17 protein-coding genes are annotated in these 19,566 nt (G+C 70.4%); 3 read left to right on the forward strand and 14 right to left on the reverse strand.

All coding sequences use genetic code 11. From position 1 onward, the window contains the following. Positions 1 to 6 precede the first annotated feature (6 nt). Positions 7 to 957: a tripartite tricarboxylate transporter substrate binding protein gene (locus tag GTO19_RS18285; protein ID WP_291023347.1), complete on the reverse strand. Its 951-nt coding sequence runs from the start codon at positions 955 to 957 to the stop codon at positions 7 to 9. Between the two features lie 435 nt (positions 958 to 1,392). Continuing rightward, positions 1,393 to 2,421 carry a LacI family DNA-binding transcriptional regulator gene (locus GTO19_RS18290; RefSeq protein WP_291023350.1) on the reverse strand — a complete coding sequence of 343 codons (1,029 nt, stop codon included), beginning with the start codon at positions 2,419 to 2,421 and terminating at the stop codon, positions 1,393 to 1,395. Between the two features lie 97 nt (positions 2,422 to 2,518). Here GTO19_RS18290 and garD point away from each other — a divergent pair, with 97 nt between their 5' ends. Then, a complete protein-coding gene (garD, locus tag GTO19_RS18295; RefSeq protein ID WP_291023353.1) occupies positions 2,519 to 4,117 on the forward strand; it encodes a galactarate dehydratase in 1,599 nt (532 codons plus the stop codon). A gap of 30 nt (positions 4,118 to 4,147) precedes the next feature. On the opposite strand, the gene GTO19_RS18300 is transcribed toward garD, so the two are convergent. The 8 genes from GTO19_RS18300 to purE form a co-directional block, all read right to left on the reverse strand. After that, positions 4,148 to 4,750, reverse strand: coding sequence for a hypothetical protein (locus GTO19_RS18300; RefSeq protein ID WP_291023356.1), 603 nt, complete (start codon positions 4,748 to 4,750; stop codon positions 4,148 to 4,150). 226 nt (positions 4,751 to 4,976) lie between these two features. Next, entirely contained in the window at positions 4,977 to 6,545 is a 1,569-nt protein-coding gene (gene pgi, locus GTO19_RS18305) for a glucose-6-phosphate isomerase (protein WP_291023358.1), read from the reverse strand. A gap of 34 nt (positions 6,546 to 6,579) precedes the next feature. Next, on the reverse strand, positions 6,580 to 7,212 hold the full coding sequence (gene eda / locus GTO19_RS18310) for a bifunctional 4-hydroxy-2-oxoglutarate aldolase/2-dehydro-3-deoxy-phosphogluconate aldolase (protein WP_291023361.1): 633 nt from the start codon (positions 7,210 to 7,212) through the stop codon (positions 6,580 to 6,582). An 18-nt stretch (positions 7,213 to 7,230) separates the two neighbouring features. Next, complete coding sequence (gene edd, locus GTO19_RS18315; protein ID WP_291023363.1) at positions 7,231 to 9,060, reverse strand: phosphogluconate dehydratase; 1,830 nt, start codon at positions 9,058 to 9,060, stop codon at positions 7,231 to 7,233. A gap of 13 nt (positions 9,061 to 9,073) precedes the next feature. Further along, positions 9,074 to 9,772 carry a 6-phosphogluconolactonase gene (gene pgl, locus GTO19_RS18320; RefSeq protein WP_291023366.1) on the reverse strand — a complete coding sequence of 233 codons (699 nt, stop codon included), beginning with the start codon at positions 9,770 to 9,772 and terminating at the stop codon, positions 9,074 to 9,076. A 4-nt stretch (positions 9,773 to 9,776) separates the two neighbouring features. Next, complete coding sequence (gene zwf / locus GTO19_RS18325) at positions 9,777 to 11,243, reverse strand: glucose-6-phosphate dehydrogenase (protein ID WP_291023368.1); 1,467 nt, start codon at positions 11,241 to 11,243, stop codon at positions 9,777 to 9,779. 121 nt (positions 11,244 to 11,364) lie between these two features. Next, a complete protein-coding gene (locus GTO19_RS18330; protein ID WP_291023370.1) occupies positions 11,365 to 12,027 on the reverse strand; it encodes an ABC transporter ATP-binding protein in 663 nt (220 codons plus the stop codon). Between the two features lie 82 nt (positions 12,028 to 12,109). Continuing rightward, positions 12,110 to 12,604: a 5-(carboxyamino)imidazole ribonucleotide mutase gene (purE, locus tag GTO19_RS18335; protein ID WP_291023372.1), complete on the reverse strand. Its 495-nt coding sequence runs from the start codon at positions 12,602 to 12,604 to the stop codon at positions 12,110 to 12,112. Positions 12,605 to 12,682: 78 nt separating this feature from the next. On the opposite strand from purE, the gene trxA reads away from it, so the two are divergent. Then, complete coding sequence (trxA, locus tag GTO19_RS18340; protein WP_291023374.1) at positions 12,683 to 13,591, forward strand: thioredoxin; 909 nt, start codon at positions 12,683 to 12,685, stop codon at positions 13,589 to 13,591. Between the two features lie 9 nt (positions 13,592 to 13,600). On the opposite strand, the gene GTO19_RS18345 is transcribed toward trxA, so the two are convergent. The 3 genes from GTO19_RS18345 to GTO19_RS18355 form a co-directional block, all read right to left on the reverse strand. Further along, positions 13,601 to 14,509 carry a phosphoribosylaminoimidazolesuccinocarboxamide synthase gene (locus tag GTO19_RS18345; protein ID WP_291023377.1) on the reverse strand — a complete coding sequence of 303 codons (909 nt, stop codon included), beginning with the start codon at positions 14,507 to 14,509 and terminating at the stop codon, positions 13,601 to 13,603. Between the two features lie 119 nt (positions 14,510 to 14,628). Continuing rightward, on the reverse strand, positions 14,629 to 15,627 hold the full coding sequence (locus GTO19_RS18350; RefSeq protein WP_291023379.1) for a tripartite tricarboxylate transporter substrate binding protein: 999 nt from the start codon (positions 15,625 to 15,627) through the stop codon (positions 14,629 to 14,631). Between the two features lie 69 nt (positions 15,628 to 15,696). Then, complete coding sequence (locus GTO19_RS18355; protein WP_291023381.1) at positions 15,697 to 17,400, reverse strand: long-chain fatty acid--CoA ligase; 1,704 nt, start codon at positions 17,398 to 17,400, stop codon at positions 15,697 to 15,699. Between the two features lie 166 nt (positions 17,401 to 17,566). Here GTO19_RS18355 and GTO19_RS18360 point away from each other — a divergent pair, with 166 nt between their 5' ends. Further along, on the forward strand, positions 17,567 to 18,394 hold the full coding sequence (locus GTO19_RS18360) for an IclR family transcriptional regulator (RefSeq protein ID WP_291023384.1): 828 nt from the start codon (positions 17,567 to 17,569) through the stop codon (positions 18,392 to 18,394). A gap of 64 nt (positions 18,395 to 18,458) precedes the next feature. On the opposite strand, the gene fba is transcribed toward GTO19_RS18360, so the two are convergent. Continuing rightward, entirely contained in the window at positions 18,459 to 19,523 is a 1,065-nt protein-coding gene (gene fba, locus GTO19_RS18365) for a class II fructose-bisphosphate aldolase (RefSeq protein ID WP_291023386.1), read from the reverse strand. Positions 19,524 to 19,566 lie beyond the last annotated feature (43 nt).

Below are 19,566 nucleotides of genomic sequence, written 5' to 3' on the forward strand. Positions count from 1 at the left end.
AAACGATCAATCGGCTTTGATGTTGCGCGCGGTGATGAGCTTTTGCCAGCGCGCGAACTCGGCGGCCTGGAACTTGGTGAACTCCTCGGGGGAGTTGGCCACGATCTCGAAGCCCAGGTCCAGCAGCTTGGGTTTGATGGACGGGTCGTTGAGCGCGTCCTTGATGGCGGCCTGCAGCTTGTTCTTCAGATCGGCCGGGATGCCCTTGGGCGCGGCCACGGCCTGCCAGGAGTAGACGTTGGCGTCCTTGATGCCGAGTTCGTCGAGCGTGGGCACGTCGGGCAGCAGGGCGGAGCGCTGCGCGCTGGTGATGGACAGCGCGCGCAGCTTGCCGGCCTTGATCTGCGGCATGGCGGTGTTGATGTTCATGAAGGAGGAATCGACCTGGTTGCCCAGCAGGTCGGTCATCACGGGGCCGCCGCCTTTGTAGGGCACGTGCACGCCGCTGGTGCCGGTCTGCTGCCAGTAGAGCTCGGCGGTGAGGTGGTCGCTGCTGCCGTTGCCGGAGGAGGCGAAGGTCATCTTGCCGGGGTTGGCCTTCTGGAAGGCCATCACGTCGGCCATGCTCTTGTGCGGCGAGGCGGCGGGCACGACGAGCACGTTGGGCGCCTGCACGGCGACGGTGATGTAGTCGAAGTCCTTGGTGGCGTCGTACGTCACCTTGGTGAGGTGGGGCGCGATGACGTAGGGGCCGAGGGAGGAGACGAAGAGGGTGTGGCCGTCGGGCGCGGCGCGGGTGACGAGGGTGGCGCCGATGGTGCCGGTGGCGCCGGGCTTGTTGTCGATGACGAAGGTGCCGCCGAATTTTTCCTGCAGCTTGGGCTGCAGGGTGCGGGCGATCATGTCGGTGGAGCCGCCGGGCGGGAAGGGGACCACGATGGTGACGGTCTTGTCGGGCCAGGCCATGGCCGTGGTGAGGGTCATGGTCGCGCCCAGCGCGAACAGCATCTTTTTCATGTGGCTTGTCTCCTGTGGGGTGGGAATGGGGTCTTCATCTGGTACCGGTACCAAGTGAATCCGGTGGGCATGGTACCGGTACCAAATTTCTTCGTCAATGCTGCTTGTCTGGGTCGTCATGCCTGCACCTCTTCGAGGCTCGCGGCCACTGAGTGCCCTGCTCCGCGAATGTCCCCCGCCAAGGGCTGCGCCCTTGGCTCCTCCTTTATTTCGCTACGCAGGGCACCCAGCGTCCGCGAGCCGAAGGCATGGTTCGAGTGCCAACCGACCGAGTGCCAACGAGGTCGTCGGTGATTGGGTGTCCGGCGTAGCGAAATAAAGGAGGAGGAGCGGAGCGCGCCAGCGATCCGTTCCGGGGGACATTCGCGGAGCCGGACACCCAAGCGCCGATGACCGGGTCAGCCGGAGAAAGTGAAGCCGCCGGAGAAGAAGGCCTCAGGAAGTCTCCCGCTCCACGATAGAGAACCCGAGGTCGAACACAGAAGGCGACACCTCCCGCCCCTCCGCCCGATCGATCAGGCAGCGCGCCGCCAGCCGCCCCATCTCGGCGCCGTTGATGCGCACCGTGCTCAAGGCCGGCGCCATGTCCGCCGCGAAGGACACGTCGCCGAAGCCCACCAGCGCCAGATCGTCGGGGACGTTGATGCCGCGCACCCGCGCCTCCGTCGCCACCCCCAGCGCCAACAGGTCGGAACTGCAGAAGATCGCGTCAGCGTCCGGCGCCTGCTCCAGCAGACGGCCCAGCGCCTCGCGTCCACTGCGCAGTGAACGCGAAGCGCCCACGTTCACCGTCGCCACCTCGCCCAGCCCGGCGCGCCGCACCACCTCTGCGAAGGCGATCGCGCGCCGCTCGGCGCGCTCGTCCGCCGCCCGGATCAGCGCCAGCTTGCGCCGCCCCTTGCCGATCAGAAAACGCGCCACCTCGGCCCCGATGTCCGCGTGCGAAAACCCCACCAGCATGTCGATCGGCGTGGGCGTGAGGTCCCAGGTCTCCACCACCGGAATGCCCGAGGCCAGCAGCCGCGTGCGGCCCTGGCTGGGACGCAGGATGCCGGTGAGGAAGATGCCGTCGGGCCGCCGGCCCACGATGGCCTCGAGCAGCGCCTCCTCGCGCTCGGCCGAGTAGTCGGACTGGCCCAGCATCAACTGGTAGCCGGCGTCGAACAGGGTTTCGTTCAGCGCCTCGATGGTGGGCATGAACACCGACATCACCGTGCTCGGCACCACCGCCGCCACCAGCCGGCTGCGCGAGGACGCCAGCCCGCCGGCCATGCGGTTGGGCACGTAGCCCGTCTTCTGGATCACCTCCAGCACCTTCTGCCGCACGTCGGGCGAGACCTGCGCGGGCGTGTTCAGCACGCGCGAGACGGTGATGGGCGCGACGCCCGCCAGGCGGGCCACGTCGCGCACGGTGATGGCCCCGCTGCCGCGTCGGGATCGCCGGGAGTTGTCGGATTCTTTCATGTGCGGCGTAGAATGGTACCGGTACCAAGCGCTGCGCGCCAAGCCTCCGGCACCGGGTCCGGATCGTCGCGAGCGCGTCGAATCATAGGAGACGCCCATGCCTGAGACCCTGGCGACGCAGGTGGCCGTGGCGCCGCCGGCCGCCCCGCTGACCATTCGCATGCACGCCGAGGACAACGTGGCCATCGTGGCCAACGACGGCGGCCTGCCCGCGGGCACTTCCGTGCCAGGCGGCCCGGTGCTGCGCGAGAAGGTGCCGCAGGGCCACAAGCTGGCGCTGGTGGACCTGCCCGAAGGCGCGGCCGTGCTGCGCTATGGGGTGCCCATCGGCTACGCGCTCCATCCCATCCCCGCCGGCAGCTGGGTGCACGAGCGCCTGCTGAAGATGCCCGAGGCGCGCGGCCTGGACGACCTGCCCATGGCCACGCGCGGCGCGGCCCCTCTGCCGCCGCTGGAGGGCTTCACCTTCGAGGGCTACCGCAACCCCGATGGCTCGGTCGGCACGCGCAACATCCTGGCCATCACGCAGACCGTGCAGTGCGTGGCCGGCGTCACCGACTTCGCGGTGCAGCGCATCAAGAGCGAGCTGCTGCCCAAGTACCCGAACGTGGACGACGTGGTGGCGCTGGAGCACGGCTACGGCTGCGGCGTGGCCATCGACGCGCCCGACGCGGTGATCCCCATCCGCACGCTGCGCCACATCAGCCAGAACCCCAACTTCGGGGGCGAGGTGATGGTGGTGAGCCTGGGCTGCGAGAAGCTGCAGCCGGAGCGGCTGCTGCCGCCAGGCAGCATCCCGATCAGCGACGCGCGCGGTGCCGATGAAGAAGAAGGCCTGGACGTGGTCTGTCTTCAGGATGAGGCCCACATCGGCTTCATGTCGATGGTCGATTCCATCCTGCGCCAAGCCGACGCCCACCTGCAGCGCCTGAACGCACGCCGTCGCGAGACCGTGCCGGCGAGTGAACTGGTGGTGGGCGTGCAGTGCGGCGGCAGCGACGCGTTCAGCGGCGTCACCGCCAACCCGGCCGTGGGCTTCTGCACCGACCTGCTGGTGCGCGCCGGCGCGAGCGTGATGTTCTCCGAGACCACGGAGGTGCGCGACGGCATCGCGCAACTGACGGCGCGCGCCACCACGCCCGAGGTGGCGCAGGCCATGGTGCGCGAGATGGCTTGGTACGACGAGTACCTGAAGCGCGGCAGCGTGGACCGCAGCGCCAACACCACGCCGGGCAACAAGAAGGGCGGGCTGTCCAACATCGTCGAAAAGGCCATGGGCTCGATCGTGAAGTCGGGCAGTGCGCCGATCGCCAACGTGCTGTCACCGGGCGAGAAGCTGCGCGCCAAAGGCCTGACCTACGCGGCCACGCCCGCGAGCGATTTCATCTGCGGCACGCTGCAACTGGCCGCGGGCATGAACCTGCACGTGTTCACCACCGGGCGTGGCACGCCCTATGGCCTGGCGGCCGTGCCGGTGATCAAGGTGGCCACGCGCAGCGAGCTGGCGCGGCGCTGGTACGACCTGATGGACATCAACGCCGGCACCATCGCCGACGGGCAGGCCTCGATCGAGGACGTGGGCTGGGAGCTGTTCCGCTTCATGCTCGACGTGGCCAGCGGCCGCCAGAAGACCTGGGCCGAGCGCTGGAAGCTGCACAACCAGCTGGTGCTGTTCAATCCCGCGCCGGTGACCTGAGGCGTTCGCCGACGCGGGGCGCCAGGGCACTCAACCGGCCGGCCGCATCGGCGCCGTGGGTGGCTGCACCGGGGTCGGGGACGGCATGGGGCTTGGCGGCGTGGTGATGGGCGGCACCGGCGTGGGGGGCGGCACCGGCGTGGGCTGCATGGTGGGCGGCGGCGCCATGGGGGGCGGCGAGCTCACGGGCGGCGGCGCGCTCACGGGCGGCACCGTGGCCGGTGGCGCCGGGGGCGGCGCCGGCGGAAACACGGTGGTTTCGATCGAGCGGATCTGGCCGCCGCCGCGGACCGAGCCCGAGACCTCGCCCTCGCCGCGCACCATGCGTTCACAGATGGCGCGGTCCTCGGCGATGGTGTGCACCTGGCAGCGTTGCAGGGCGTTGCGTTGCAGTTCGGCTGGCGAGACCGGCTCGCGCGGGTTGCGCCGGGCCTGCTGGCGTGCGGCGGCGATGTCGCGCAGGCAGTTGGTGCGCGCGGCCGGGTCGCTCATGGCTGCGCAGGCGGCGCGTTCCTGCTGGTAGCGGCTGTCGGTCGACGTCTTGCCCGTGCCCTGCGCCCACGCGGGCAGCGTCAGGGCGATGGCCGCGGCGGCGAGGCAGTGGCGCGTGAAGGATGTGGTGGAAAGGCTCATGGGTGGTTCTCCTGTGCGCAGCCGGGCCAGGCCCGGGTGCGTTCACCCATGCTAGGAAGGCCTCGGCCCGGTGTTTGTAGGAGGGGTCCGACCCGTGCGCCGGACAAGGCCCGTCACCGATCGTGAGGGGCGGGTCGGTGGGACGATCCGCCGCCGGGCCGCCCCAAGGCGGATCAGCCCCCTCGGGGGGCAGCGACCCGCGCAGCGGCGGAGCGTGGGGGTTCGATCACCCGCCTGCGCGTTCCAGTGCCTTCGCCATCGTCTTGCCCAGCTCCACGCCCCATTGGTCGAAGGCGTTGATGCCCCAGATGGCGCCCTGGCAGAACACCTTGTGCTCGTACAGCGCGATCAGCGCGCCCAGGCGCTCGGGGTCGAGCCGGTCGAGCCAGAGGATGTGGCTGGGGATGTCGCCGGGGAACTGGCGGTGCGGCGCCAGGGCGTGCGCGGTCTCGGCGTCGGCGCCGTCCTGCAGCAACTGCGCCTCGGTTTCCTGCAGGGTGCGGCCCAGGGCCATGGCCTGGGCCTGGGCGCGCAGGTTCAGGTTCACCACGGCGTGGTGCGCGCCGGCCAGCGGCAGGGGCGTGTCCTCGCTCTGCACGCCGATGAAATCGACCGGCAGCGCATGGCGCCCCTGGTGCACGAGCTGGAAGTAGGCGTGCTGGCCGTCGATGCCCAGGCCGCCCCAGACGATGGGGCCGGTGTCCACCGACGCGTCGGTGCCGTCCAGGTGCGTGCGCTTGCCGTTGGACTCCATGTCCATCTGCTGCACGAAGGGCACGAAGCGCACCAGGCGCGAGGCGTAGCTCACGATGAGCTGCGTGGGCATGCGCAGGAAGTTGCGGTTCCACACGCCGTGCAGCGCCAGGCGCACGGGCAGGTTGTCATGCAGTGGCGTGTGCAGAAAGTGCTCGTCCATGGCGCGGCCACCCGCGAGCAGTCGCCGGAAGGCCGCCGCGCCGATGCCGATGGCCAGCGGCAGGCCGAGCGAGGACCACAGCGAGTAGCGCCCGCCCACCCAATCCCAGAACAGGAAGGTGCGCTCAGGGTCGTAGCCGAGCTCGGCCGACTTGGCCGGCGTGGCGGTGATGGCCACCAGGTGCCTGGCGATGGCGTCGGCCGGCACGCCGTTGTCGGCCAGCCAGTGGCGCGCGCTGGCGGCGTTGGTGAGCGTCTCCTGCGTGGTGAAGGTCTTGCTGGAGACGATGAACAGGGTGCGCTTGGCGTCGAGTCCGCGCAGCACGCTCCACAGGGCCCAGGCGTCGGGGTTGGAGACGTAGTGCACGCGCACCGCGTCGCTGGCCAGGTGGGCGAGCGCGTCGGCCGCCATGCGCGGGCCCAGGTCGGAGCCGCCGATGCCGATGTTCACCACGTCGGTGAAGGCGTCGTTGGCGTGGCCGCGCACGCTGCCGGCGCGCACCTCCTCGGCGAAGCGGCAGACGCGGTCGAGCTCGCGCTGCACCTGGGCGTGGATCGCGTTGCCCCAGGGGCCACCCGCCTCGCCGCCGCGCAGCGCCACGTGCAGCACGGGGCGGTCTTCGGTGGTGTTGATGGCGTCGCCGCGGAACATGGCTTCCCGGCGCTCGGCGATGCCGCTTTGCGCGGCGAGTTCAAGCAGGGCTTGTTCGATGGCGGGGGTCAGGCGCTGGCGGCTCGCGTCCAGCGTGAGGCCCGCCACGGACCAGCTCATGCGTTCGGCGCGGCCGGGCTCGGCGAGCAGGTCGCGCAGGTGAGGCTGGGCTTGGGTGGCGAGTCGCTCGAGGCTGTGCCAGGCGGGCAGGTTGGTGGGCTGGGTCATGGCGTTGGGCGCTTCTCCGTTGGCTGAACCGGCTTCATTGCGCGAGCGTGGTCGCCTCGCGTGCCAGCTTCGTGACACGCGCCCAGTCGCCGTCGCGCAGCGCGTCGGCCGGGGTGAGCCAGGAGCCGCCGGCCATGGCGACGTTGGGCAGGGCGAGGAAGTCGCGCAGGTTCTCCGGGCTCACACCGCCGGTGGGGCAGAAGCGCACGTCGGGAATGGGCGCACCCAGGGCCTTGAGCATGCCGATGCCGCCGGCCTGCTGCGCGGGGAACAGCTTCATCAGCGTGAAGCCCTGGTCGCGCGCGCGCATCACCTCGCCCGGCGTCATCACGCCCGGGATGAAGGGCAGGCCGGTGGCGCGCATGGCGTCCACCAGGGCGTCGGTGCAGCCGGGCGAGAGCGCGAAGCGCGCGCCCGCGTCGATCACGCGCGGCACGTCGCTGGCGCGGGTGACGGTGCCGGCGCCCAGGTGCATCTGCGGCACGGCCTTGGCCACGGCCTCGATGGCGTCGAGCGCGACGTCCGAGCGCAGGGTGATCTCCATGACGTCGATGCCGCCTTCGAGCAGGGCGTGCGCGAGCGGCACGGCCTGCTTCGCGTCCGACAGCACGATGACGGGCACGACGCGCGAGGTGAAGCTGGGGTGGGTGAGGTGTTGGTCCGGCATGGCGTCGATGTGAAAGGGTCAGGCAAACAGCGGTGAGGCGCCCTGCTCGGCGCCGCTGACGTTGGCGCGGAACAGGCCGAAGAGTTCGCGCCCCGTGCCGTGGGTGTTGTGGGACAGGTCGGGCTCGGGCAGGGCGCGCGCGGCCAGTGTGGCCTCGTCCACGTCCACCTTGAGCAGGCCGCGCTCGGCGTCGAGCGTGATCATGTCGCCGTCGCGCACGCGAGCAATCGGGCCGCCGGCGAGGGCCTCGGGCGTGAGGTGGATGGCCGCGGGCACCTTGCCCGAGGCGCCGGACATGCGGCCGTCGGTGACGAGCGCGACCTTGAAGCCCTTGTCCTGCAGCACGGCCAGCGGCGGCGTGAGCTTGTGCAGCTCGGGCATGCCGTTGGCCTGCGGGCCCTGGTAGCGCACCACGGCGACGAAGTCCTTCTCCAGCTCGCCGGCCTTGAACTTGGCGAGCAGCTCCTGCTGGTCGTGCACCACCACGGCGGGGGCGCGCACCACGCGGTGTTCCGGCTTCACGGCCGACACCTTGATCACGCTGCGGCCCAGGTTGCCGGTGAGCAGGCGCAGGCCGCCATCGGCGCTGAAGGGCTCGCTGGCGGGGCGCAGCACGTTGAGGTCGGCGCTGCGCTCGGGCACGGGGCGCCAGGCCAGGCGCTCGCCGTCGAGCCAGGGCTCCAGGCCGTAGGCGTCCAGGCCCGGGCCCATCACGGTGTGCACGTCTTCGTGCAGCAGGCCGGCGCCGCGCAGCTCGCGCATGAGCACACCCAGGCCGCCAGCGGCGTGGAAGTGGTTCACGTCGGCGCTGCCATTGGGGTACACGCGCGCGAGCAGCGGCACCACGGCCGAGAGTTCGGCGAAGTCGTCCCAGTCGATGAGGATGCCGGCCGCGCGCGCCATGGCCACCAGGTGCAGGGTGTGGTTGGTGGAGCCGCCGGTGGCCAGCAGGCCCACCACGCCGTTGACGATGGCCTTCTCGTCCACGATCTGCCACAGCGGCAGGTAGGGCTGGCCGGTGCGTCCGCTGTTGGCCACGGCGCGTTCCACGGCGGCCTTGGTGAGCGCCTCGCGCAGCGGCGTGCCCGGGTTGACGAAGGAGCTGCCCGGCAGGTGCAGGCCCATGATCTCCATCAGCATCTGGTTGCTGTTGGCGGTGCCGTAGAAGGTGCAGGTGCCAGGGCTGTGGTACGCGCGTGCTTCCGATTCGAGCAGGGCCTCACGCCCCACCAGGCCCTGCGCGTACTGCTGGCGCACCTTGGCCTTCTCCTCGTTCGACAGGCCGGATGTCATGGGACCGGCCGGCACGAACACGGTGGCCAGGTGGCCGAACTGCAGCGCGCCCATGAACAGGCCGGGCACGATCTTGTCGCACACGCCCAGCATGAGCGCGGCGTCGAACACGTTGTGCGAGAGCGCCACGGCGGTGGCCAGCGCGATGGTGTCGCGCGAGAACAGCGAGAGCTCCATGCCCGCTTCGCCCTGGGTGATGCCGTCGCACATGGCGGGCACGCCGCCGGCCACCTGGGCCGTGGCGCCCACCTGCTGCGCGTGCCAGCGAATGAGGCTGGGGTAGGCCTCGAAGGGCTGGTGCGCGGACAGCATGTCGTTGTAGGACGTGACGATGCCGACGTGCGGCGCGCGCTCGGCGTGGATGCGCAGCTTGTCTTCGGCGGGCAGCGCGGCCGTGGTGTGGGCCATGTTGGCGCAGCCCAGGCCGGCGCGCTGCGTGCCGCGCGTGCGCTGCGCGGCCATGTGTTCCAGGTAGGCGGTGCGCGTGGGCGCGCTGCGTTCGGTGATGCGGCGCGTGACGCGAGCGAGGATGGGGTTCGGTGGGGTCTTGTTCATGGTCGTGGGGCGATCAGGCCAGCCACACCTGCACCGGTGTCTGGTGCTGGTGCAGGACGAGCGAGATCGGCAGCGTGTCGTCTTCGGACAGCCGGGCCTGCTGGTACACGCGCAGCTTGGCCGGGCCGATGAGGGGCAAGACCAGTTCCCGCGTGGCGAGCAGCGCGGGCAGGGTCAGGGTGAGGCGCGCATGCGGCGCGTTCAATGGTCGCGTCCAGGCCACGGGTCCGCTGGCGTGCAGGGCCTGTTGGAGACCGGGCGCATGAGGAAAGAGCGAGGCGGTGTGGCCGTCCTCGCCCATGCCGAGGATGGCGAGGTCCCATGGCCAGGGCTCGCGGGCCAGGCGGTGGCTGGCGCCGTCGGCCAAGGTCTTGAGGGCCTTGTCATCCAGCGTGTCGGGCAACCCGTCGAACCAGGGCACGAAGCTGGCCGCCGCCGCGTTCTGTTGCAGCAGGTGCGCGCGCACCAGGGCGGTGTTGCTGTCGGCGTGGTCGTGCGGCACGCAGCGCTCGTCCACCAGGGTGATGCTCACGCGCGACCACTCCAGCGGCTGCGTGCGCAAGGCCTCGAACAGCGGCACCGGCGACTTGCCGCCCGAGACCGCCAGCACCGCATGGCCTCGCTGCTCGATCGCCTGGTGCAGGCGCAGGCCGATCCACGCGGCCAGGCGCTGCGCCAGTTCGGCGGGCGTGTTGCACGGGTGCTGGTTCATGCGATCAGTTCTCTTCCGACCAGGACGAGCCCTCGCGCGCCATCAGCGCCGAGGACGCGGCGGGCCCCCAGCTGCCGGCCGCGTAGGCGCGCGGCTTCTCGCCCAGGGACTTCCAGCCGTCGATGATGGGCTCGACCCAGGTCCAGGCGGCCTCCAGCTCGTCGCGCCGCATGAAGTGCGTGAGCCGGCCCTTGATGACGTCGATGAGCAGGCGCTCGTAGGCCTCGGCGCGGCGGCCCGCCAGGGCGGACTGCAGGTCCAGGTCGAGCGCGACGGGGCGCAGCTTCATGCCGCTGCCGGGCTGCTTGGCCATCATCTGCAACTGCACGTGTTCTTCGGGCTGCAGGCGGATCAGCAGGCGGTTGACCGGCTGGCGCGGCGCGTCGGGGAACAGCGAGTAGGGCAGGGGCGCGAACTCGACGACGATTTCGCTGCGCCGCTCGGCCAGGCGTTTGCCGGTGCGCAGGAAGATGGGCACGTTGGCCCAGCGCCAGTTGTTGATGTGCGCGCGCAGCGCGACGAAGGTTTCGGTTTCGCTGCCGGCGGGCACGTTGTCTTCCTGCAGGTAGCCGATGGCGCGTTCGCCGCCGACGTTGCCGCTGGTGTACTGGCCGCGCACGGTGTCGCGCGCCACGTCGGCCACCGTCATGGGCCGCAGCGAGCGCAGCACCTTGAGTTTCTCGTCCCGAACGGCATCGGGGTCGAGCGAGACGGGCGGCTCCATGGCCACGAGGCACAGCAGCTGCAGCAGGTGGTTCTGCACCATGTCGCGCAGCGCGCCGGTGCCGTCGTAGAAACCCGCGCGGCTGCCCACGCCCACCGATTCGGCCACCGTGATCTGCACGCTCTTGATGCTGGGGCTGCGCCACAGCGGCTCGAAGATGGCGTTGGCGAAGCGCAGCACCATGAGGTTCTGCACCGTCTCCTTGCCCAGGTAGTGGTCGATGCGGAAGATCTGCGATTCGGCGAAGTACTTCGCCACCTCGTCGTTGATGGCGCGCGCGGAGGCCAGGTCGTGGCCCAGGGGTTTTTCCAGCACCACGCGTGAGCGCGCATCGACCAGCCCGGCGCCGTGCAGGTGGGCGCAGATGGTGGTGAACAGCGTGGGCGCGGTGGCGAGGTAGTAGACGCGGTCCACGCCAGGGCGCAGGGCCTGGCCCAGGGCCGCGAAGTCCTCGGTGCGCGTGGCGTCGAGCGAGACATAGACCAGGCGCTGCACGAAGCCCTGCCAGGACAGCGCGTCGAGCGCGTCGCTGGCGATGAAGCCGCGCACCTTGTCGTCGATGAAGGCCGTGAAGGCCGCGCGGTCCCAGGCGTGGCGGCCGAGCGCGACGATGCGCGTGTCGTCGGGCAGGGTCTTGTGCAGGTGCGCCATGTACAGCGCGGGCAGCAGCTTGCGCAGGGAGAGATCGCCCGCGCCGCCGAAGATGACGAGGTCCAGGGGCGCGTCGGGTGGGGTGCTGGTCTCCATCGTTCTTTCTCGGGGCTTCATGAGTTACGAAGTGGTCCGATGATAGTGAAATAAAGTTACCAACGGGTTACCTTCGGTTCGCGGCTCAAGGGTGCGACCGTGTCGCACCGCGCGGGTTCCGTCAAGTCGGGGCGGGATCGGCCCGCAGGCCATCGGCCGTGAGCCGCAGCACGCGGTCGGCCCGGCGCGCGGCGGCCTCGGCGTGCGTCACCAGCACCAGCGAGGCGCCGTGCTCGCGCGTCTGCGCGAGCAAGAGGTCCATCACGCGCGTGGCGGTGGTGGGGTCGAGATTGCCGGTGGGCTCGTCGGCCAGCACGATGGCGGGCCGGTGCACCAGGGCGCGCGCGATGGCCACGCGCTGCAGCTGCCCGCCCGAGAGCTGCGCGGGCAGGCGCGCGCCCAGGCCTTGCAGGCCCACGGCGTCCATCAGGGCCTGCACGCGCGCGGGCTCGGGGCGCTTGAGCAGCAGCAGGGGCAGGCCGATGTTCTGCGCCACGTCGAGGTGCGGCAGCACGTGGAAGGCCTGGAACACGAAGCCCAGGTTCGCGCGGCGCCAGTGGGCGCGCTGCGCTTCGTCGAGGGTGGCCAGGTCGGTGCCGTTGTGCAGCACGCGGCCTTCGCTCCAGTCGTCCAGCGCGGCCAGGCAGTTGAGCAGGGTGGACTTGCCGACACCGGACTCGCCGACGATGGCGATGAACTCGCCGGGCTCGACGCGCAGGTCGACGTGGCGGAACACGGGCGTGTCGCCGTAGAGCTTGCCGAGCTTTTCGGTGACGAGGCTCATGCGCGATCCGGCGCCGGGCCGCCCCAAGCCGGATCAGCCCCCTCGGGGGGCAGCGACCCGCGCAGCGGTGGAGCGTGGGGGCTCATGTATTCGGAGGAAGCGTCATTGACCGCGCCGCCTCGGTCTGCTCGGCGCGGAAGGCCTGCAGCTTCGCGCGCAGCGCCTCGTCGTGGCTGGCCAGCATTGCCACCGCGAACAGCGCCGCGTTGGCCGCGCCGGCCGGGCCGATGGCGAAGGTGGCCACGGGCACGCCCTTGGGCATCTGCACGATGCTGTGCAGCGAATCCACGCCGCTGAGGTGCTTGCTGGCCACTGGCACGCCCAACACCGGCACCACCGTCTTGGCGGCCAGCATGCCGGGCAGGTGCGCGGCGCCCCCCGCGCCCGCGATGATGGCCTTGAGCCCGCGCGCGGCGGCGGCTTCGGCGTAGGCGAACATGTCGTCGGGCATGCGGTGGGCCGAGACCACGCGCGCCTCGTGCGCGACGCCGAATTGCTGGAGGATCTGCACGGCGTGCTGCATGGTGTCCCAGTCGCTGCTGGAACCCATGACCACGCCCACGGGGATGGGGTTCATGGAATCGGCTTTCGGCCCGCGGGGCCTCCGGTAAAGTGGCGATTTTACGTTTCGACCCCACCTACCCCGAGCGCAGCCATGATCGACGTCACCATCGCCAACTTCGAAGCCGAGGTCATCGAAGCCTCGATGCAGACCCCCGTGCTGGTGGACTTCTGGGCCCCCTGGTGCGGCCCCTGCAAGGTCATCGGCCCCCTCCTGGAAAAGCTCGAGATCGACTACGCGGGCCGCTTCAAGCTCGTGAAGATCGACTCCGACCAGGAGCAGCAGCTGGCCGCCGCCTTCGGCGTGCGCAGCATCCCCACCTGCGTGCTGCTGATGAATGGCCAGCCGGTGGACGGTTTCATGGGCGCCTTGCCCGAGGGCCAGTTGCGCGCCTTCCTCGACAAGCACCTGCCCGGCGAGGGCGAGCTGGTGGCCGAGGCCGAAGGCGCCGCCGCGCAGGAGGCCCTGGCCGATGGCGACACCGAGACCGCCCTGGAGCGCCTGCGCCAGGCGGTGCAGGCCGACCCCGACAACGACGACGCGCGATTCGACCTGGTGAAGCTGCTGCTGGAGCTGGGCGAGGACGATGAGGCCAAGGTGGCCTTCGCGCCTGTCATCGCCAAGGCCGATGCGGTGCGCCGGCTGGATTCGCTCAAGCGCTGGATGGCCGCGCGCGACGCCCAGGCCGACGTGGCCGAGCCCGAGGCCCGCATGACGGCGCTGGACACGGCGATCGCCGCCAACAAGCGCGACTTCGACGCGCGCTTCGCCCGCGCGCAGTTGCTGATGGCCTACGGCCAGTGGACGGCCGCGATGGACGAGCTGCTGGAGATCCTGATGCGCGACAAGGCCTGGAACGAGGACCTTGCGCGCAAGACCTACATCGCCATCCTCGACGTCATCGAGCCGCCCAAGCCCAAGGTGGCGGAAGGCCAGGTGCCGCCGGAGGACCCGACGGTGGCGACATACCGGCGTCGGCTGTCGTCCGTCGTTCTGAGCTGAGGGCCTCCCTCAGCCCACCAGGCGCGTGAGCGCCTCGCGGTACTTCTCCGCCGTCTTCTCGATCACCTCGCGCGGCAGACGCGGCGCGGGCGGGGTCTTGTCCCAGGGCTTGCCCTTCACCTTCGCGCCTTCGAGCCAGTCGCGCAGGTACTGCTTGTCGTAGCTGGGCGGGTTGCTGCCCACAGCGTAGCTCTCGGCCGGCCAGTAGCGCGAGCTGTCGGGCGTGAGCACCTCGTCCATCAGCACCACGCGGCCCGCGGCGTCCAGGCCGAACTCGAACTTGGTGTCCGCGATGATGATGCCCTTGTCCAGCGCGATGGCCGCTGCGGCCTGGTACAGCTTGATCGCGATGTCGCGGATCTGCGCGGCCACATCGGCGCCCACCATCTCCACCGTGCGCTCGAAGGTGATGTTCTCGTCGTGCTCGCCCATCGCGGCCTTGGCGGCCGGCGTGTAGATGGGCTCGGGCAGCTTGGAGGCGTTCTGCAGGCCCTCGGGCAACGGCACGCCGCAGACCGAGCGGCTTTCCTGGTACTCCTTCCAGCCGCTGCCGGCCAGGTAGCCGCGCACCACGGCTTCCACGGGGATGGGTTTGAGGCGCTGCACCAGCATGGAGCGGCCCGCCACCTGCGCGCGCTCGGCGGGCGCGACCACGCCCGCGGGGTCCTCGCCCGTCAGATGGATGGGGCAGACGTTCAAGCCATTGGGGCCCAGGCGGTCGAACCAGAACAGCGAGAGTTTCGTCAGCAGTTCGCCCTTGCCGGGGATGGGCTCGCCCATGATCACGTCGAAGGCGCTGATGCGGTCGGACGCGACCATGAGGATGCGGTCGTCGCCAACGGCGTAGTTGTCGCGCACCTTGCCGCGCGCGAGCAGCGGCAGCGACGTGAGATTGGAGGTGTGCAGGGCGGAGGTCATGGCGCGGGTGGGATCGTAGGGGCAAGAAAAAGGCCCGTTGAACGCTCAACGGGCCTTGCGCAGTTCGGCGGGATTATCGCAAGTTGGCGCGCCGGCCGGGGCAATGCCCGACCGGGCCCTCACTTGGCCGCCAGTCCCAGGCGCTCGATCAGGGCCTTGTCCTTGGCGAAGGTCTCGCTCGCCCACTTCTTGTAGTCCTCGCCGTTGCGGTACCACACGGCCTGGTTGAGCTGGCCGAGCACCTCCATGTGCTTGGGGTCGTCCATGGCCTTCTTGAAGGCGTCGTGCAGGGTCTTCACCACGGCCGGGTCCATGCCCTTGGGGCCCGCCAGGCCGTAAGGCGAGGTGGAGACCACGCCGTAGCCCAGCTCCTGCGCGGTGGGCACTTCGGGCCAGCGCTGGGTGCGCTGTTCCCCGAAGGTGACGAGCAGGCGCATCTGGCCCGCGTCGACGTACTTGTCCCAGCCGCTGGCGTCGCTCTGGGCCATCACGTGGCCGCCCAGCAGCGCGGCCTGCAAGTCGGCGTTGCCCTTGAAGGGCACGTGCACGAGCTTGACCTTGGCGTTGCCGGCCAGCTCTTCCATCAGCAGGTGCGGGCTGCTGCCGGTGCCGGTGGAGCCGTAGTTGATCTCGCCGGGCTTCTGGCGCGCGGCCTCGATGTAGTCCTTGAAGGTCTTGTAGGGCGAGTCGGACTTGACGGTAAGGCCGAAGGTGTAGCCCGAGACGCCGATGATGTAGGTGAAGTCGTTCAGCGGGTCCCAGTTGGTTTTCTGCATGTGCGGCATGCGCAGCAGCCCCAAGGGGAACTGGGCGATGGTGTAGCCGTCGGGCTTGGCGGTCTGCGCCATGGTGCTGGGGCCCAGGGTGCCGCCCGCGCCGGGGCGGTTCTCCACGGTGATGGGCTGTCCCATGTGCTTGCTGGCGAGCTCGGCCAGGGTGCGCAGGTGGCGGTCGGTGGAGCCGCCGGCGGGCCAGGGCACGATCAGGGTGATGGGGCGGCTGGGGTAGGCCTGGGCCTGGGCCGACACCCAGGGGGCGGCGCCGGCGCTTGCGGCCACGCCGGCCAGCAGCAGGCTGCGGCGGCGGATCCTCGGTGCATGTTCGGTCGGGCGGGTCATCGTCTTGTCTCCTTGCGGGGGGTGGTGCCGGGTGGCGATGGGTGCCGCGCAGCGCACGGCGCGGGGGAATCAGGAAGGCGAAGGGTGGGTGGCGGCGTCGCGCGCGGCCTGCTGCGCCTGCAACTCGCGCCACATCACCTTGCCGCTGCCCGAGCGGGGCAGCGAGGCCACGAACTCCACGATGCGCGGGCTCTTGTAGGCGGCCATCTGGCCGTGCGCCCAGTCGATGAGGTCCTGCTCGCTCACCTGGCCGCGCTGCTCGGGCCGCAGCACCACCAGGGCCTTCACCGTCTCACCGCGTCGCGCATCGCGCGCGCCGATGACGCAGGCCTCCTGGATGGCGGGGTGGCGGTACATCAGCGCCTCCACCTCGGCGGGCCAGACCTTGTAGCCGCTGGCGTTGATCATCCGCTTGAGGCGGTCGGTCATGAAGAAGTAGCCCTCGCCGTCGACGTGGCCGAGGTCGCCGGTGCGCAGGAAACGCTGGCCGTCGAGTTCGATGAAGGCCTCCGCCGTGGCCTGCGGGTTGCGCCAGTAGCCCTGCATCACCTGCGGGCCGTGCACCACGATCTCGCCGGTCTCGCCCACGGGCCGCTCGGCCAGGGTGTCGGGGTCGATCACGCGCGCGTCGACCTCGAACACCGGCAGGCCCAGGCACTGGCGCTTGGGCCGGTGCAGCGGGTTGATGTGGGTGGCGGCCATGGTCTCGGTCATGCCATAGCCCTCGATGTAGTCGCGGCCGGTGAGGGCCTTCAGGCGCGCGGCCAGGGCGTCGGGCATGGCCGCGCCGCCGCCGCGCACGCAGCGCAGGCGCGAGAGGTCGTAGCGGTCGAGGTCCGGCAAGGCGAGGAAGTCGATCACCATGGTGGAGATGGCCTGCCACACCGTGACGCCGTAGCGTTCCATGCAGATCGCGGCGGCCTCGCGGTCCCAGCGCGACAGCACGACGAGGGTGGCGCCGGCGTACAGCGGCCCGTTCAGGCTGCCCGACAGGCCGGTGACGTGGAAGAAGGGCAGCACCGAGAGGCAGACCGCGTCCTGCGTGGTGCCGAACCAGCGCACGCCGCCCACCAGCGTGGCCATCACGCTGCGGTGGGTGTGCATGCAGCCCTTGGGCAGGCCGGTGGTGCCCGAGGTGTAGGGCATGGCGCACAGGTCGTCGGGGCCGGCGGTGAGCGGGCCGGGAGAGAGGTCGGCCGCCAGCGCGTCCGCCCAGGCGGTGAGGGCGGGGTGGTCGGTTGTCTCGCGCGGCGCGCGCACGAAGTCCGGCACGCGCAGCCCCGTGGGTTCACGCAGGTGGTCGCTGTAGGTGGCGACGATCGCGTGCTTCAGGCCCGTGCCGTTGTCGTCGCCCGCGGCCAGCAGTGGCCGCACGAAGGGCAGCAGGTCCTGCGCGACGACGGCCACGCGCGCGCCACTGTCGTCGATGCAGTGGCGCAGCTCCTCCTCGCGGTTCATGGGGTTCACCGGCACCACCACCGCGTTGGCGCGCAGGATGCCGTAGAAGGCCAGCGCCCACTGCGGGCTGTTCTGCAGGCACAGCAGCACCCGGTCGCCCGCCTGCACGCCGCAGCGCTGCTGCAGAAAGGCGGCGATGCGCTCGGCCTCGCGCAGGGCCTGTGCGTAGCTCAGCGGGGTGTCGTAGTAGACGGTGAAAGGCTTGTCCGGGTGGCGCGCGGCCGACGCGGCGAGGTTGTGGAACACGTTCACCGGCGGCAGCGCGAGCGCGCGGGGCAGACCGGGTGGCCAGTGGGCTGAGGGGATCGGTGTCATGTGCTGGCCGCCAAATATTCCGCTCATCGGAAAATCACCTGGCGTGCGTTCAATATGCGACGCAGCGTCTGGCATCGTCAATGCCGCTCAGGGAAATCGAGCATGGCCCGTAGGCACCTTGGCGACTTAAATTCCGTTCAGCGGAATATCTGAACACCCCGGTTCCATGGGACGTCAACGCCAGCTTGCTTCACCCACCCCCGACGAGGCCGACCCGGCGCAGGACCGCCGCTTCGTGACCGCGCTCGCGCGCGGCCTGGCGCTGCTGCGCTGCTTCGGCCCCACCGACCGCTGGCTCGCGCACCAGGAGCTCGCGCGCCGCAGCGGCCTGCCGCAGGCCACGGTGTCGCGGCTCACGTTCACGCTCACCAGCCTGGGCTACCTGCGCCACCGCGCCGGCACGGGCGAGTACGCGCTGAGCCCGGCGGTGCTCTCGCTGGGCTTCAGCGTGCTGTCCAATTTCGAGGTCGGGCGCCTGGCGCGGCCTTTCATGGAGACCCTGGCCGAGCACACGCAGGCCGCCATCTCGCTGGGCGTGCGGCACGGCACGTCGATGGTCTACGTGGCGCACTGCCGCAGCACGGCGCGCCTCATCCTGGGGCTGGACGTGGGCACGCGCCTGCCCTTCGCCGAAACGGCGATGGGGCGCGCGATGTGGTGTGCCTCGACGCCGGGCATGCGCGCGTTGATCGCGCGCCGGCTGCAGGCCGAGGACCCGACCCGCTGGCCCGAGCGCGAGGCCGGGCTGCGGCGCGCAGAAGCGGACCACGCGGCGCAGGGCTACGTCGTGTCGGCCTCGGAATGGGAGCAGGACATCGCCGCCATCGGCGTCGGTCTGGACCTGGGCGATGGCCGCGAGCCGCTCTCGCTCACCGTGGGCGGGCCGGCGGCGCGGCTCAAGGGTGCCTTGCTGCACGAGGACTTCGCGCCCGCGCTGGTGCGCACGGGCCGTCAGATCGTGGCGGCGATACAGGCCGGGGGCTGGGAGGACTGAGGCCGCAAAAAAGGACGCCACCGCCGGCGGACCGGTGCGGTGGCGTCGTGTGGGGCGCGAAGGCTCAGTTCACCACTTGCGCCAGCTCGCCCTTGGCGTACTTGCCGGCGACGACCTGCAGGCTCTCGCCCTTGATCTTGCCGGCCTGGCCTTCGCAGCCGAACTCGATGTAACGCTGCTTGCAGATCTGCTTGGCGGCCTCGCGCGCGGGCTTGAGCCACTCGCGGGCGTCGAACTTGTCGGGGTTCTCGGCCAGGAACTTGCGCACCGCGCCCGTCATGGCCAGGCGGATGTCGGTGTCGATGTTGATCTTGCGCACGCCGTACTTGATGGCCTTCTGGATCTCCTCGACGGGCACGCCGTAGGTCTCCTTCATCTTGCCGCCGTACTGGTTGATCTGCGCCAGCAGCTCCTGCGGCACGCTGGACGAGCCGTGCATGACGAGGTGCGTGTTGGGCAGGCGGCGGTGGATCTCGGCGATGCGCTCGATGGCCAGGATGTCGCCCGTGGGCTTGCGGGTGAACTTGTAGGCGCCGTGGCTGGTGCCGATGGCGATGGCCAGCGCGTCGAGTTGCGTCTTCTTGACGAAGTCGGCGGCCTGCTCGGGGTCGGTCAGAAGTTGCTCGCGCGTCATGGTGGCGTCGGTGCCGTGGCCGTCTTCCTTGTCGCCCTTCATGGTCTCCAGACTGCCCAGGCAGCCCAGTTCGCCCTCGACGGTGACGCCCAGTTTGTGCGCCATGTCGACGACCTGTTTCGTCACGTCCACGTTGTAGTCGTAGCTGGCAATGGTCTTGCCGTCGGCCTCCAGGCTGCCGTCCATCATCACGGAGGAGAAGCCCAGGTTGATCGCGCCCTTGCACACGTCGGGGCTCTGGCCGTGGTCCTGGTGCATGACCAGGGGGATGTGCGGGTACATCTCGATGGCGGCCTGGATCAGGTGCTTGATGAAGGGCTCGCCCGCGTATTTGCGCGCGCCGGCGCTGGCCTGCAGGATGACGGGGGCTCCCACCTCATCGGCCGCGGCCATGACGGCCTGCACCTGTTCGAGGTTGTTCACGTTGAACGCCGGGATGCCGTAGGTATTGGCGGCGGCGTGGTCGAGCAGTTCGCGCATGGAGACGAGTGCCATGGGATTCCTCTTTGAGTCGTTGGTAACCGTGGTGTAACCCGGG

Origin of the sequence: Hydrogenophaga sp., assembly GCF_011772445.1 — a bacterium.
GTDB lineage: Bacteria > Pseudomonadota > Gammaproteobacteria > Burkholderiales > Burkholderiaceae_C > Hydrogenophaga.

Excerpts from the sequence above, each read along its gene's own strand:
- edd (WP_291023363.1), bottom strand. The coding sequence starts at position 9,060 with ATGAACAAGACCCCACCGAACCCCATCCTCGCTCGCGTCACGCGCCGC.
- zwf (WP_291023368.1), bottom strand. The coding sequence starts at position 11,243 with ATGGAGACCAGCACCCCACCCGACGCGCCCCTGGACCTCGTCATCTTC.
- GTO19_RS18360 (WP_291023384.1), top strand. The coding sequence starts at position 17,567 with ATGGGACGTCAACGCCAGCTTGCTTCACCCACCCCCGACGAGGCCGAC.
- eda (WP_291023361.1), bottom strand. The coding sequence starts at position 7,212 with ATGCCGGACCAACACCTCACCCACCCCAGCTTCACCTCGCGCGTCGTG.
- garD (WP_291023353.1), top strand. The coding sequence starts at position 2,519 with ATGCCTGAGACCCTGGCGACGCAGGTGGCCGTGGCGCCGCCGGCCGCC.
- pgi (WP_291023358.1), bottom strand. The coding sequence starts at position 6,545 with ATGACCCAGCCCACCAACCTGCCCGCCTGGCACAGCCTCGAGCGACTC.
- GTO19_RS18355 (WP_291023381.1), bottom strand. The coding sequence starts at position 17,400 with ATGACACCGATCCCCTCAGCCCACTGGCCACCCGGTCTGCCCCGCGCG.
- trxA (WP_291023374.1), top strand. The coding sequence starts at position 12,683 with ATGATCGACGTCACCATCGCCAACTTCGAAGCCGAGGTCATCGAAGCC.
- GTO19_RS18300 (WP_291023356.1), bottom strand. The coding sequence starts at position 4,750 with ATGAGCCTTTCCACCACATCCTTCACGCGCCACTGCCTCGCCGCCGCG.
- GTO19_RS18290 (WP_291023350.1), bottom strand. The coding sequence starts at position 2,421 with ATGAAAGAATCCGACAACTCCCGGCGATCCCGACGCGGCAGCGGGGCC.
- GTO19_RS18350 (WP_291023379.1), bottom strand. The coding sequence starts at position 15,627 with ATGACCCGCCCGACCGAACATGCACCGAGGATCCGCCGCCGCAGCCTG.
- GTO19_RS18330 (WP_291023370.1), bottom strand. The coding sequence starts at position 12,027 with ATGAGCCTCGTCACCGAAAAGCTCGGCAAGCTCTACGGCGACACGCCC.
- GTO19_RS18285 (WP_291023347.1), bottom strand. The coding sequence starts at position 957 with ATGAAAAAGATGCTGTTCGCGCTGGGCGCGACCATGACCCTCACCACG.
- pgl (WP_291023366.1), bottom strand. The coding sequence starts at position 9,772 with ATGAACCAGCACCCGTGCAACACGCCCGCCGAACTGGCGCAGCGCCTG.
- fba (WP_291023386.1), bottom strand. The coding sequence starts at position 19,523 with ATGGCACTCGTCTCCATGCGCGAACTGCTCGACCACGCCGCCGCCAAT.
- GTO19_RS18345 (WP_291023377.1), bottom strand. The coding sequence starts at position 14,509 with ATGACCTCCGCCCTGCACACCTCCAATCTCACGTCGCTGCCGCTGCTC.
- purE (WP_291023372.1), bottom strand. The coding sequence starts at position 12,604 with ATGAACCCCATCCCCGTGGGCGTGGTCATGGGTTCCAGCAGCGACTGG.